Source organism: Cryobacterium sp. PH31-AA6 (assembly GCF_030063195.1).
GTDB lineage: Bacteria > Actinomycetota > Actinomycetes > Actinomycetales > Microbacteriaceae > Cryobacterium.
The window spans coordinates 1-13,722 of the sequence record NZ_JASISS010000010.1 but is presented as its reverse complement, the minus strand read 5'-3'; the positions used below and the strand labels follow the sequence as shown (position 1 = coordinate 13,722).

Below are 13,722 nucleotides of genomic sequence, written 5' to 3'. Positions count from 1 at the left end.
AATGCAAGATGTTGCACTCACCGGGGCAAATGGCTTCCTTGGTTTTCACGTTCGTGCAGCTCTCCGGGAGCACGAGGTTGACGCACGGGCAATCTCCATGGGCGCCACATACGACCAGGACAGCGCGATAAAGTCACTCGACGGATCGAGTCGTCTGATTCACCTGGCAGGTGTGAACCGCGGCACAGATGACGAGGTTCGGGAGGGGAATCTACGTTTTGCCAGCCAGATAGCCGAGGCGGTTGGCTGCGCAAACGTGCCGCCTTCCACGATTGTGTTCGCAAATTCGACGCAGTCAACGAATTCCAGCGTTTACGGAGATTCGAAGTCGACCGCCGCAGATATCCTCCGCGCCGCAGCGGATTCGGTCGGGGCAGAATTTCAAGATGTCCGCCTACCCAACCTCTTCGGCGAGCATGGGCGGCCCTTTTATAACTCAGTCACAGCGACCTTCTGCCAGCTTCTCGCGAATGGCGTGCAGCCTTCGGTAGACAGCGACTCGGAACTCACGCTTCTACACGCTCAGGATGCAGCAGACCTCCTGATCGGCGCGACGACAACAGAAGAAGGTAAAGTCCTGGAGTCTCGCGAGACGGTGAGCGGTCTCCTTCGCCGGCTGACGGCAATGGCTGCGAACTACAATCGTGGGGAGATTCCTGACGTCGCAGAGGACTTCAGTCGGAATCTTTTCAACACTTACCGCTCGTTCACGTTTCCAAAGCAAGCACCAGTGCATCTGACACGGCACGCGGATTCCCGCGGCTCGTTCTTCGAGATCATTCGGTCGCACGGTGGAACCGGCCAGTCGTCATTTTCCACTACTGCGGCTGGGATCAGCCGCGGTAGTCACTTTCACCGTCGAAAGATTGAGCGCTTCACTGTCCTGAGTGGGGTCGGCACGATTTCCCTTCGTCGACTATTCAGTGATGAGGTTCTTACATTCGCGGTAAGTGGGGGCGAGCCAGCTGCAATCGATATGCCCACGATGTGGGCCCACAAGATCACCAACACGGGCGCAGAGCCCCTCTTCACTTCATTTTGGAGCAACGATATTTTCAATCCAGAAGCGCCCGACACGATCGCGGAGGCAGTGTAATCATGGCCAATCGACTCAAAGTGCTAACTGTCGTGGGCACGCGCCCGGAGATTATCCGGTTGGCGGCGACGATAAAAATGCTCGACTCTCACACGGACCATGTGCTGGTTCACACAGGGCAAAACTACGACTATGAGCTAAACGAAGTGTTCTTTGAGGACCTTGGGCTTCGGCGTCCGGACCATTTTCTCGGCGCGGACACGTCTTCGCTCGGCAGGGTTCTCGGCTCAATCCTGATAAACACGGAGGCGGTCATTCTTCAAGAGAAACCCGACGCGATGGTAGTCCTGGGAGACACTAACAGTTGCATCTCTGCTGTGATTGCTAAGAGGCTCAAGGTGCCTGTATATCATATGGAAGCAGGCAACCGTTGTTTCGACGAGAACGTACCGGAGGAGACAAACCGTCGCCTAGTCGATCATGTGGCCGACTACAACCTCGTCTACACAGAGCATGCCAGGCGCAACCTGCTTTCGGAAGGCATTCACCCCTCTAGGATCTTGCTCACAGGTTCCCCAATGCGCGAGGTCTTGGAAGGAAATGCGGCGAGGATCGCGGCGAGCGATGTCCTCGATCGGCAGGGGCTCACGGAGGGGGGGTACTTCTTGGTGAGTCTTCACCGTGAGGAGAATGTGGAGAACGCGGAGAGGCTAGGCTCGGTCCTTGCCGCGTTGAACTGCCTCTCCAAAGAATTTGGGCTCCCTGTGCTGGTGTCAACACACCCGCGCACACGCAAGCGACTTGAGAATCAGCCCGACACGCTGAAAGCTGGGCTCACCTTCCACGCGCCTTTTGGTTTCAATGACTACATTAGGCTTCAGCAGGGAGCTCGGCTCGTGCTTTCCGATAGTGGCACGATCAGTGAAGAGGCAACGCTTTTGGGCTTCCCCGCAGTAACTCTGCGCGACACTATTGAGCGGCCCGAAGCTCTGGACAATGGCAACATAATTACGGCCGGAGTGACATTGGATGGCATCCTCGATGCATCCAGAATTGTCATGTCTCTGCCCAGCCGAGGAAGCGTGCCAGCTGATTATGCGATTGCCGATACGTCGTTGAGAGTGCTCAGCTTCATCCGGTCCACTGCCCACTCGCATCACGCTCGCACTGGGGTGCGTATGTGATCGGCGAGCACTGGAGCGACAATCCGAGATGCTGGGGCTGCGTTCCATACGGTCGCTCCTTGCTGAACGCGAGGACATGAGACGTGACTCTGAAGACGCGAACGGCCTTTTGGCCGGCGCAAATCGTCCTCGCTCTACGCCGTGCTCCGGCCGCTGATATGTAGGGGTTTTTGTCAAGGGGGCATGTTTGAGCGGCGCCCGTGATGATTGATAGTTCGTGTTCTGACGGGGACGCGGGCGTAGTTTCCCGCTTCCCCGTCAGAACACGAGAGGCTGAGTCTCGGGTGCTGCGGGGAGGCTGGTCGCCGGGGACCGGAGTGGTCGAGTTTGTCTGTTCGACACACGGTCAGGCTGATATACGCGGGTTGGATACCGCAGGGCGAAGTGTTCGGCAGGAGTGGAGCCGCAGGTCTAGAAATCGGGCGTCGCCCGACCGAGTGGTCGGGTTGCTCATAGCGGCAAAGCGGGTCACTCCATCGTGTTCGTCGTCACTTCGGTCCGGGGCGATCAGCGGTCTGAGGGGACTTATCCGTCCATGACGGCGAGGGACCAGCACCAGCCGGCGAGTTCCCGGGCGACGGCGACGTTCGCGATGACGGGCCGCTTCTTCCTCGCGGTGAACGCGACCCATTGGTGATGCAACCGCTCGTTGCCGGCCTGGCCGCGGAGCCGCGCCGGGGCGGGTGCTTTCTCCCACCGGGCGTGCAGCACGGACTGAGCCGACGGCAAGTAGTCGCGACGGTGCTGCCAGGCGGCCTCAACGAGGAGCCGGCGCGCATGCGAGTTGCCGGTCTTGGTGATCCCGCCGAGTTGCCGGGATTGGCCTGAGGAGTACTCGGTGTGTTTTGTCAACTCGAACCCGGCCATTTGATCGCTAATTAACCGGCCACTTCAGCACCGTTTCCGGCCATTTGATCACGGTGCCGGCGGCGGTCGGTTTTGGGGTCGTTTCGTCGCGCTGACCTGCGGCAGAGTAGCGTTGGGATGGCCCAATCGGCGTCAGGTTCGAGACCGGCCGGGCCTGGCCGGGGCTATTTCATGAGGGCGTGCTTGACGCGGTAGGACTCGCCGCGGAACTGGAGGAGGCGGCCGTGGTGGACGATGCGGTCGATGACGGCGGCGGCCATGTTGTCGTCGCCGAACACCGTTCCCCAGCGCGAGAACTCCAAATTTGTGGTGATGATCAGGCTTCTTTTTTCATAGCCATCGGCGATGACTTGGAACAGGAGCCGGGCGCCTTCGGTGTCGATCGGAAGGTAGCCAAATTCGTCGATTGCGAGTATCTGGTTTTTCGCTATGTTGGCCAGTTCCCGGTCGAGGCGGCCTTCGTCCTTGGCGCGGCGCAGCTGCATCACCAGCGACGAGGTTGTGTAAAAGCGTGCGGGGATTCCTTGACGGCAGGCGGCGGCGATCAGCGCGCTGGCGAGGTGGGTTTTGCCGGTCCCGACATCGCCGTAAAGGACCAGGTCTTCGGCCCGGGAGATGAATTCCAGCGACGTCAGCTCCTCCCGGCCGTAATCCTCGGGGAACTTGACGCTCGAGTAGTCGAAACCCGTCAGCGATTTCAGCGCCGGCAGCCGTGCGGCGCTCAGCAGGCGTTGGCGGCGTGACGCTTGCCGGGATTCGTGCTCGGCGAGGAGCATTCCGTGGAGGTACTCGCGTTGTTTCGGAGTGCCCTTCTCCGCCCATTCGACCAGCACGCTGTGGGTCAGCGATGCCTGACGGCCGGTCTCGACGATGTCCTGCGCAGTGATCAGAGTCATGCGATCTCTCCCGTCAGAGCGTTGAGGGTGGTGAAGCTTCCGGCGGTGAAGATGTCATAAACACTCAGGTCCACGTTCTCCACTGCCGGGCTGGTGCCGTCGGCCAGGCGCCGGGCGAGCATACCCAACGCGGCGATCTCGGGGGTGTCGCCGCGCTGGATGAGCAGGTCAGCAGCAGTGATGGCAGCGTCGAAACCGGCTGATCCCGCCGCGGCCTCGACCGCACTGAGCAGGCGGCGCCGATTGGTGGCGGTGGCGTTGTCGAGCCAGTCGCGCACCGGCTCGGGGACCAACGGCCGCAGCGGGGAATGGCTCCAGGCTCCGGGCTTGGTCACCAGCAACGGCAGCAGCGCCGCGGGCTCGAAGATCGTCTCCGTCTGTCGGCCGAAGGCCCTCGGGAAGGAACGGACGGGCGTCGACTGCTCGTCGAGGATCTCGACGACGTCGTGGCGCAACCCGACCGTGAGGGTGCGGCTGTGGAAGGAGGAACCGGCCGCATAGGTGTTCCCGTCGATGAGGAGGTTGCCCTTCTTGTCGGCGGTGCGGGACTCATAACGCACCGAGTCAAAGCCCACGCCGGGCAACGCCAGACTGGCAGCAACGTCCTGCGCGAAGAGCTCGCTGATCGGCAGGCCCTTCCGATAGTGCGTGGCCTCACCCAACGCCAGGCACCGCGTCATCAGCACCTCGTTCAGGCCCTGCAAGGTCGCCGCTTCAGGCTCGGGGACCATCAGGTTTCGGCGGAGGAACCCGACCGCATTTTCGACATTGCCTTTCTCGTTTCCGGAGTACGGATTGCAGTACCGGGATTCGGATCGGTAGTGCAGTTTGAACGCGCCGAACAGTTTGGTCTCGACGACCTTAGTGCCGACGCGTCGTCCGATGCCGGTGGCATTGTCAAAGACCAGGTGTCGCGGCGCGGCGCCGATGTGATCGAACACGGTGCGCAGCCCGTGGCAGACGCACTCGGCGGTCTCGCCGCGGTAGGCCTGAACGAAGCGCATGTTCGAGAACGGGAACGTGACGACGAAGATGTGCAGGATCTGGCGGATCCCGCCGATGATGGCCTCGGCCTGGCCGAAGTCGACCTGCGCAGTGCCGGCCGGCCAAACCAGCTCGGTGAAGCCCTCACCGGCCTGGCGGTGTTGGTCGTTCCACTTCCGCACGAAGCGTTGCACCGGGGAGTAGCTGCCGCTGTAGTTCTCCTCGTTCATCAAGCGATCAAAGACCCGCTTGGCTGTGTGGCGTTGCTTGCGCGGCCGGCGTTGGTCCTCGCCCAACCACGTCTCAATGGTGTCTTCAAACCCGGTCAAGGCTGACCCGGCTGGCCTCAGAACGGGTGTCGGTGGTTTCGGTGAATAGTTCTGTTGCCCCGTGTATTTCGCCACCGCATCGCGGCTGACTCCCAACCGGCGGGCGATTTCTCGGCCCGCAATTCCGTGGGAGTCGAGTGTTCTGATATTTTCTTGCACGGACATGGGTACCGTCATCTGCTTCCTGGTTCCTTCCGGCGCGACCGCTTGGCAGTAGACACGCCTTTAGGAACCTATCGGGGGGTGGCGGGCCCATGTCTCCATCGCTTGGAGAGGGCCACGGCCGCCGGGTGATCTCAATCTCTACGCATCCCCAACCCCATTTCTTGGGCGGGATTTGCTGGCCTGATTTTTAGCGCTCATTTGGCAGGAAACCAGCCGCTAACTTGGCAGGAATCCAGCGCCGAAACGGCCTACAAAGAGTTGATCACACACAACTCGGACGGCACCAGGCCCAGGAACGCGCCGATTGTGTTGCCGGTGAAGCGCTGCCAGTCCGTGATCTCCACCGCGAGGGCGAACCCGGTCAACGCCGAGATACCCCGCAGGCAGCCGAGGCGGTTCACCATCGGAGTGAATGATGAATCCGCGGCCATCGCGGTGATCGCCTCACCGAGGCGGTCGCGCCGGGCGAGAGCCTGGATCACGGCTTCGTAGTTCGCATCGAACGCGGTCGTGAACGCGAGGTCACCGGTCCGGTGGGAACGCAGCCAAAGGTCGTGTTTCTGCGTCCACGCGGCTCCGTCGTCATAGACGAACCCGTGCCGGAGCAACAGTTTCGAGAGTCGGTGCCGGGCACTCATTAGGTCTTGTCGGGTATCCTCCCGGGAGCGGACGAGATCACGGGCGGTTTCTTCCTCGACCGAGGGAACTTTCACCGCCGTGATCTCATCCAGATGCATCAACCGCATCAGATGGAACGCGTCCCGGGCATCGGTCTTGACCCGGTCACCGCTGGGGCGCTGCAACTTCGACGGCGCCGCCACAACACACTCCGTGCCAGCGGCGAGTAGCAGGCGGTAGAGACCGAACCCGGTCGGGCCGGCCTCATACGTTGCGATCTGCGGACCCGGCAACAACCGGGTCCACGCGACGACCTCGGCCAGGTCATACCCGAATCGATGCCGGGTGACTTCGCCCGTATCGACGTCCAACGCGCTGCCGACGATAGTTCGTGCGCGCACATCCAGACCAATGAAACTACGATATTGAGTCAACTGGGGCCTCCAAAATTCAGCTGTGGATAGGCCAACCCTCCAAGGTCGGTAACCCACGTATATCTGAACGGAGGCCCCAGCCTCAAGAGCCGGACACCCTCATATCGTCTAGCATTAGTGCGCCGTCCAGCTTGGAAAGCCCGATCCAGGGGGTGCCTTTGGCGAGTTCGCCTTCCGCTATGAACTCACGCAGACTAGTTGAGTCATCTGAGCGTCGATCGAGGCCGGCGGCTCGTGTCCCGGCGCTCTTTTCAAAAATAGCCCCGAAGACACAGTCAGACATAATAGCGAGAGGGCTTCAAGTGCGGTCGATGAAGGTAAAACGTTGGCGGGTTCGACTTGCGCGACTGGGCGCGCCCGAAGTGGGCGTGAGCGGGGCGCGAGCCTCGGCCAATACCAGGCGGGTTGCAGTGTTCGCACCGCTCTTTCCTCCGGCATACAGAGGAGGCGGGCCGATCCGCTCGACGGAGGCGCTCGTTCAGAAGCTCCCACATGGAGTATCGGCTGCTGTCCTCACGTCGGACAAAGACCTTGGGGCCTCAAGCCGGCTAGCGGTACAACGGAACGCCTGGACTAAGAAATCGGGTGGGGACGTCTACTACGCATCGCTGGACAGGCCCGTTGATCTCATGAATGCTTATATTCGGTTGCGTAGGACGCGGCCGGATGTGCTCTATTTCAACAGCTTTTTCCACGCCAGGTTATCGATTCTCCCGCAGTTCCTCTGGCGCGTCGGTTTTTGGGGCGGTGCCATTCGTATAATTGCCCCGAGGGGAGAGTTTGGCGCGGGAGCTCTCGGTCGACGCAACTTCAAGAAGCGAGCTTTCATCGGCCTCTACCGCGGCTTCTCCTTTGACAAAAGAGTCACCTGGCATGCCTCCTCAGACCATGAAGCCGCCGATATTCGCAGTGTGTGGGGAGATCAGAGTCGCATTCTGATTAGCCAAAACGAGACCATGCTTCCACAGGTGGCTCAGGCACCGCCAGCCGGTCCGGCATTGGGCGGCCCAGTGAACGCGGTCTTCTTGGGCCGGTTGGTTGAACACAAGGGGCTTTTGATTGCGCTGGGGGCCTTGTCGCGCGTCGATCAATCGGTGCGTCTGAATATCTACGGGGCGGAGGAAGATGCCAGTTATGTTGCTGATTGCAGGACGGCAGCCAGAGCCCTGCCGACGAACGTTGAAGTGAAATTCTGGGGACCAATTCAGCCTGCGGACGTGCGCGAAACCCTCTCTAAACATGATGTGCTGGTGATGCCGACTGCGGGTGAGAACTTCGGTCACGTGATTGCGGAATCGCTGTCAGTTTCCTGTCCCGTTATTTGTTCTGACAACACACCCTGGAGCGAAGTGCTTCGGGGCGGTGGCGGATGGGTAGTCTCGGACCGCACCGTTGAGGCGTGGGTCGGCGCGCTCAGTGCATACGGGGAATATAGCGCGGTTGCCAGGAGCCTTCACCGTAGGCGCGCCGGAGCGGCCTACGAAGAGTGGAAGGTACGCACCGCCGGTCCGCACCTGTTTTCCATGTTCGACCAATTATGCGACAGCCAGGTCGAACGCTGAACCGCCCCCGCGGCATGCCACAGTATTGATGGCCACTTGAGTCTCTCGACCGACCAGCCAGTCCACTGCTGCCGCAGAAGGCGCTAGCTGTTGGTCTGCATCAAGCCTGAGGTTCCATGTTCGATGCGAGGGCCCGCGCGATTGCTTGCGAGTGTTCCGCCCAATACGAGATAGGGTCGAAGGATTCAACGACTTATATGGGTCAGAGCGGGGTGGTATGACTCCCTATGGTGCTGCCTTGAAATACTCGGCGCTTGACTCTGAGCGTTTCGGACTGCGAGTCTTCCGCGCCAGTGTCGCTAGTTTCGACTCGACAGAGTTCGTGCGCGACCTGATCGCGGCAGACTGCGATGTGGCCATTGTTCGGATGCCGGCGGGACCGAGCAGCTTCGCGCAAGAAATCACTGCCATGGGATTTCCTGTAGTGCATGCAGATACTCTCGTATACTACGAGTGTTCACTCGTGGAGCGTGCAATCGCGGTGACCCCGAGCGAGGGCGTTCTCATCGACCGGGCATTACCCGGAGACAGCGAGGAGCTTTCTGCGCTAGTAGACCTTGTGTTCCAAGACTATCCAAGTCACTATGCCGCCAACGAGCACTTTGATCCCGCTCTTGCCGCGGCAGGCTATGCGGACTGGGCAGTAGGTTTTATCGATTCGGCAAATCGTCACGTTCTCCTCGCACGGATCCAAGACCGAATCGTCGGTTTCTTGACGTTGGAGGTCCGAGAACAGACGGTTGAGATCGTTTTGAACGGAGTGCACCCCGCGTGGACAGGGCGTGGCGTATACGGCAGTCTCGTGCGCGCTGCAAAGTCCTACGCAGGCAGAGAGGGCGTTGCACGGATCATCGTCTCAACTCAAATATCCAACATCGCCGTACAACGCGCTTGGACCCGCGAGGGATTCCGACTGTATGCGGCCTACGACACGTTCCATGTCAACGCCCTTTTGCGCACGGGAATTCCATTTCGTGTATATAACTGGGAGACCCAACGTCACATCTCCGGCAACGATATTTTGCATGCATTGCAAGAGTGCCTGGGCTTTGATGCTGAGGGCAGCTTGCAGGGATCAAGTCTGGACGTCGTGGTTTTGAACGGGATGATTCCCGGGAAATTTGACCTCGTAATGCGCTCGGTGCCAGGCGCTCTTGCACAATCCCAATACCTAGTCGGGTGTTTGCGAGACGCTAAACACGCGACCGTCGCGATCGTTCGCGCTGTAGGCAAACTTGCGACACTAACGGAGGCACCACCGAAATGATCCCGTTCAATCGACCGCCGCGCACCGGCCTTGAAGACAAGTACATTCTCGAGGCTATCAATAGTGACAAAATGAGCGGAGACGGCCGCTTCTCGAATCTGTGTGAGGCATGGTTCGAGAAGAATATGGCAACTCGGCGAGCACTCCTGACGCCTTCCTGCACCCAAGCCTTGGAGATGGCGGCGATCCTCATCGGTATCGAGCCCGGTGACGAAGTAATTATGCCGAGCTACACGTTCGTTAGCACAGCGAACGCATTCGTGTTGCGGGGTGCGAAAATTGTCTTTGTCGATATCGACCCAGCAACAATGAATATTGATGCCCAATTGATTGACGGCGCCATAACTTCACGCACGAAGGCCATCGTCCCGGTCCACTACGCGGGTGTTGCCTGCGATATGGGAGCCGTGATGGAAATCGCGGCGAAAAATGGCCTCTGGGTGGTTGAAGATGCGGCTCAGGCGATGGGCACCGTCCACAGCGACAAGCACCTTGGCACGATAGGGCACTTGGGTGCGTTCAGTTTCCACGAGACGAAGAACTACACAAGCGGAGGTGAAGGTGGCCTGCTCCTAGTGAACGATCCCGAGCTCGTCGAACGTGCAGAGATTATCCGAGAGAAAGGCACAAATCGGAGGGCCTTCTTCAAGGGCCAAGTGGACAAATACACGTGGGTTGACGTGGGTAGCAGCTACCTTCCATCCGAGATTCAGGCCGCCTACCTTTGGGGCCAGCTTGAGGCCTACAACTCCATCGCCCAGGACCGCATCAAGACTTGGAATTTCTACCGCAAAGCGCTCTCGGAAAATGCCACTCATGGGCTCGGGCTGCCCCCTGAGCACGAGGCCCGTGACCACAATGCGCACATGTTTTTTGTAAAGACGTCGAGTTTCGAGGAACGGACCAGGCTCATCCGCCACCTTTCAGACCAAGGCGTCATGGGAGTGTTTCACTATGTTCCGCTTCACACGGCTCCTGCTGGTTTGAGGTTTGGGAGGTTCCACGGCCGAGACATTTATACGACGAGCGAAAGTAGCAAGCTTGTTAGGCTTCCGCTTTGGTATGGCATGAGTAACGCTGTACGTTCCAAAGTCGTCGATGCCGTTTGCAGTTTTGCCTCGTGAACGAGTCGTATCGTGAATCTGTCACCGATGGTTGCATTCCGGGAGCGTCGCAGTGACCGTGAGTGTACTGCACGTGGTCGGGCGGTCACACATCACTGAAGGCCTAATGGATTTCTTCGCGACACTCGATGGCGTGGATACCAACCACGTGGTGCTGCAGACAATCGGCAGCAACCGTTGGACGAAGACCAAGGGTGTCACGCTGGCATCATGCTCCAACCAAATATCATGGTTCTTTACATATTGCCGTCTGGCTAGCCGGGCTGATCGCATCTTCGTGCACGGGCTTGCCGGTGGACGCTTGACTGTCAGTCTTGCTCTGGCTCCCTGGGCGCTTAGCAAATGCTACTGGTTGATCTGGGGGGCCGATCTGTACGCGTACCGCCATCGCAAGCGATCAATCGGCTCACGAATCATTGAACCTCTACGACGGTTTGTGATTAAGCGGTTCGGCCATTTGGTGACCTATCTCAAGGGTGACGTGGATCTCGCCCGCGAATGGTACGGCGCTCGGGGAACGGCGCACGATTGCTTGCTCTACACGGGGAACACCGTGCAAATCGACGACATCCAGACGGAGAAACCCCTGGCGGGTACCCGCATTCAGGTTGGCAACTCGGCGGATCCAGAAAATTTCCACCTCGAAGTATTCGAGGCATTGGCCACAGCGGAAACATCGGTTCAGGTATACAGTCCGCTGTCGTATGGGAACGCCGCGTATCGCGAAGCCGTCATTACCGCTGGGCAGAAGTCCTTTGGGAGCAGATTCGTTCCGATGGTGAACCTCCTGCCAAGTGACGAATATCAGACGTACTTACGCTCCATAGATGTGGCGATCTTTAACCATCGACGTCAGCAAGGTATGGGCAACACGATATCGCTTCTATCGATGGGGAAGCGCGTATATCTTCGCCGAAGTACGGCCCAGTGGGATCTTTTTCAATCACTGGGTGTCGTTGTCTCGGCTTTCGAAGACGGAATCGACGTGTCCCCACTGCCAGCGGAAGTCCGCGCGTCGAATGTCAGACTGATGTCGGAGGTGTTCAGCCGGGAGCGGCTGGTCCAGCAGTGGGTCAGAATGATCGAGGAGCCCAACTGTGATCGTGGAGTTTGACGTCTTGACGTTCGCGCGGCGCGGGACCGGATGTAACCGCAAATGAAAAGACAAACGATTGCCCAATTTGCCATTGGGCCCCTGGGTGCGGGCCTGTTCGGGATCGTAACGGTCCCGCTCGTGGCATGGATATATACCCCCGAGGATGTTGGTCGCCTGTACATTCTCCAAACAGTCGTCGCGCTTGTGTCTCTCGTCGTTTTCCTGGGCCTTGACCAGGCATATGTTCGTGAGTTTCATGAATCCGACGACGTTGCCGCACTGTTGCGCGCAGCTTTTGCTCCTGGTCTATTGCTCTTAGTAATACTTCTAGTTTTCGCGCTCCCGTTTTCGACAACAATTTCCAATTGGCTCTTCGGAGTGCCCGAGGCGCTCTACATTTGGATAACTCTCGGTCTCATTGCCTGCACTGTGGTTTCGCGCCCACTGTCTCTCGTAATGCGCATGCAGGAGCGGGCAGTTGCGTTTTCGTTGAGCCAGTTGCTTCCAAAGGCTGTCTTTGTATTGCTGGTCGCTATCGCCGGGTTCGCAATTCCCGGGGGCAACTTCGTCTGGCTGGCCACGGCCCTTCTGGTTGCCTCGGCCTCTGTCGCAGTCGTGTATCTGGGAATCACTCGTTCAGAATGGGTCCCGGCGATGCGTTCACGCTCTCAGGCGCCAGCCCTGAACAGTCTCTTGCGTTTCGGATTTCCACTCATGGTCACGAGCCTGGCGTACTGGGGACTGAGCGGCACCAGTGCGCTCGTGCTTCGGGGGTTGTCGGATCTTGAACAAGTGGGAATCTATTCAGTCGCAATGAGCGTTGCCGGGGTGGCTGCAATTTTCCAAGCCATCTTTTCCACTATCTGGGCACCAGTCGTCTACAAGTGGGTCGCTCGCGGAGCTGACATGGCACGTGTTGAGACGGTCGCGCGGCAGGCACTAGTCATCGTTGTCCTATTGCTCGCCCTATGCGGAACGTTCTCTTGGGTTTTGGACTTTGTCCTTCCGTCGGCATACTCAGAAGTTAAATTTCTCATCCTGTGCACCGTTGTCCAGCCACTCCTTTACACGCTTTCCGAGGTGACTGGGATAGGAATTAGCGTTACTCGACGCACAGTGTTTTCACTGGGGACGACGCTTCTTGCGCTCTCGGTCAATCTCGTATTGAACATCGTATGGGCTCCGCAACTCGGGGCTTCTGGTGCGGTCATGGCCAACGCATTGTCCTTCCTCGTCTACTTCATTGGCCGAACTGAGGCGTCGGCTCGCCTCTGGCGCAGATTCCGGCGCAACTACATGTACATCGTGGTCGTCGCGGGCGTGTTGCTGTCGTTGGCGTCAGTCCTCCTCGGCGAGGGAGGGGGTCTATTTGTGAATGTCCTTTGGGCAACCTATGGAATCACGTGTCTCGTCGTTCTGCGAGATGATGTGCGCACGCTTTACCGTAGTGTGTCGAGGTGACACCGTCTCTAGGTTTATACCGAGTGAGTATTTGACCCCTTGAGCGCCACCAGTTATTGCGGTTGAGCGCCACTGAATATTGCGTTTCAGCGCCACTGGGTATTGCCGGTGAGCGCCAGGCGGTTCGGCCTCGCGCTCACCGGCGTGGGTCACGCCGCGTTGTCCGCGGTGTGTTCGCGCATGTTGGTGCCGCCGGTCTCGATCCAGATCGTGCGGTGCACGATTCGGTCCATGATCGCGTCGGCGTGAACGCCGGAGCCCAGGCGCTGATGCCAGTCCTTCTTGGCGTATGTCAATGGCCAATCCGAACTGGGCGGTTTCTACCGAACGTCGCATCACTCGATCAAAATGGGGGCTGTTTTCAGGAGCCTATCGAAGTGTGCTTGAGCTGATTCCCAGTGCCGCGGCTCAGCGCGACGAAACGACCCCAAAAACCGACCGCTGCAGGCACCGTGATCAAATGGCCGGAAACGGTGCTGATGTGGCTGGTTAATTAGCGATCAAATGGCCGGGTTCGAGTTGACAAAACACACCAGGGCGCCGAGGTCCTCGAGGCGGAACCACGCAACCCGTGTCAATGGCCAATCCGATCTGCCCACGGGCGGCCAGTAGAAATGCCCGCTGGTGGCCATGAAAACTGCCCACTCATGGCCAACAGATCTGCCCACCTGGGGTTTGGTGGCGTTGGCCATGCGTGGT

The 13,722-nt window shown here is 59.1% G+C and carries 10 protein-coding genes and 3 pseudogenes; 7 read left to right on the top strand and 6 right to left on the bottom strand.

Annotation, left to right across the window (positions count from 1 at the left end):
* The first annotated feature begins 1 nt into the window (after position 1).
* Together QMG61_RS09000 and wecB are read left to right on the top strand one after the other, a co-directional pair.
* Positions 2–1,096: a polysaccharide biosynthesis C-terminal domain-containing protein gene (locus QMG61_RS09000; protein ID WP_283494007.1), complete on the top strand. Its 1,095-nt coding sequence runs from the start codon at positions 2–4 to the stop codon at positions 1,094–1,096.
* A 2-nt stretch (positions 1,097–1,098) separates the two neighbouring features.
* Positions 1,099–2,220, top strand: coding sequence for a non-hydrolyzing UDP-N-acetylglucosamine 2-epimerase (wecB, locus tag QMG61_RS08995; protein WP_283494006.1), 1,122 nt, complete (start codon positions 1,099–1,101; stop codon positions 2,218–2,220).
* Positions 2,221–2,745: 525 nt separating this feature from the next.
* On the opposite strand, the pseudogene QMG61_RS08990 reads toward wecB, so the two are convergent.
* The 4 genes and pseudogenes from QMG61_RS08990 to QMG61_RS08975 form a co-directional block, all read right to left on the bottom strand.
* Positions 2,746–3,057, bottom strand: a pseudogene (locus QMG61_RS08990) (transposase); the annotation flags it as partial.
* 194 nt (positions 3,058–3,251) lie between these two features.
* Positions 3,252–3,983 (bottom strand): IS21-like element helper ATPase IstB, encoded by a 732-nt coding sequence (gene istB / locus QMG61_RS08985; RefSeq protein WP_283494004.1) that lies wholly within the window; start codon positions 3,981–3,983, stop codon positions 3,252–3,254.
* Positions 3,980–5,461: an IS21 family transposase gene (istA, locus tag QMG61_RS08980; RefSeq protein WP_283494081.1), complete on the bottom strand. Its 1,482-nt coding sequence runs from the start codon at positions 5,459–5,461 to the stop codon at positions 3,980–3,982. Before istA ends, istB begins: the two co-directional genes overlap by 4 nt.
* 272 nt (positions 5,462–5,733) lie before the next feature.
* A pseudogene (locus QMG61_RS08975) lies at positions 5,734–6,513 on the bottom strand (IS110 family transposase); the annotation flags it as partial.
* A 668-nt stretch (positions 6,514–7,181) separates the two neighbouring features.
* Between QMG61_RS08975 and QMG61_RS08970 the strand changes: the two are divergent.
* From QMG61_RS08970 to QMG61_RS08950, 5 genes are all read left to right on the top strand, one after another.
* Complete coding sequence (locus QMG61_RS08970) at positions 7,182–8,075, top strand: glycosyltransferase (protein ID WP_283494002.1); 894 nt, start codon at positions 7,182–7,184, stop codon at positions 8,073–8,075.
* A 322-nt stretch (positions 8,076–8,397) separates the two neighbouring features.
* Positions 8,398–9,342 carry a GNAT family N-acetyltransferase gene (locus QMG61_RS08965; protein WP_283494001.1) on the top strand — a complete coding sequence of 315 codons (945 nt, stop codon included), beginning with the start codon at positions 8,398–8,400 and terminating at the stop codon, positions 9,340–9,342.
* A complete protein-coding gene (gene rffA, locus QMG61_RS08960; protein ID WP_283494000.1) occupies positions 9,339–10,466 on the top strand; it encodes a dTDP-4-amino-4,6-dideoxygalactose transaminase in 1,128 nt (375 codons plus the stop codon). Before QMG61_RS08965 ends, rffA begins: the two co-directional genes overlap by 4 nt.
* Positions 10,467–10,572: 106 nt before the next feature.
* Entirely contained in the window at positions 10,573–11,580 is a 1,008-nt protein-coding gene (locus QMG61_RS08955) for a TDP-N-acetylfucosamine:lipid II N-acetylfucosaminyltransferase family protein (RefSeq protein WP_283493999.1), read from the top strand.
* A gap of 42 nt (positions 11,581–11,622) precedes the next feature.
* The gene (locus QMG61_RS08950; protein ID WP_283493998.1) at positions 11,623–13,023 is read left to right on the top strand and encodes a lipopolysaccharide biosynthesis protein; all 1,401 of its coding nucleotides are present in this window, start codon (positions 11,623–11,625) and stop codon (positions 13,021–13,023) included.
* Between the two features lie 149 nt (positions 13,024–13,172).
* Here QMG61_RS08950 and QMG61_RS08945 read toward each other — a convergent pair.
* A pseudogene (locus QMG61_RS08945) lies at positions 13,173–13,313 on the bottom strand (ATP-binding protein); the annotation flags it as partial.
* A gap of 210 nt (positions 13,314–13,523) precedes the next feature.
* Positions 13,524–13,722, bottom strand: a 199-nt coding sequence (locus tag QMG61_RS08940; RefSeq protein WP_283493996.1) for a hypothetical protein, incomplete at its 5' end; no start/stop codon positions are given.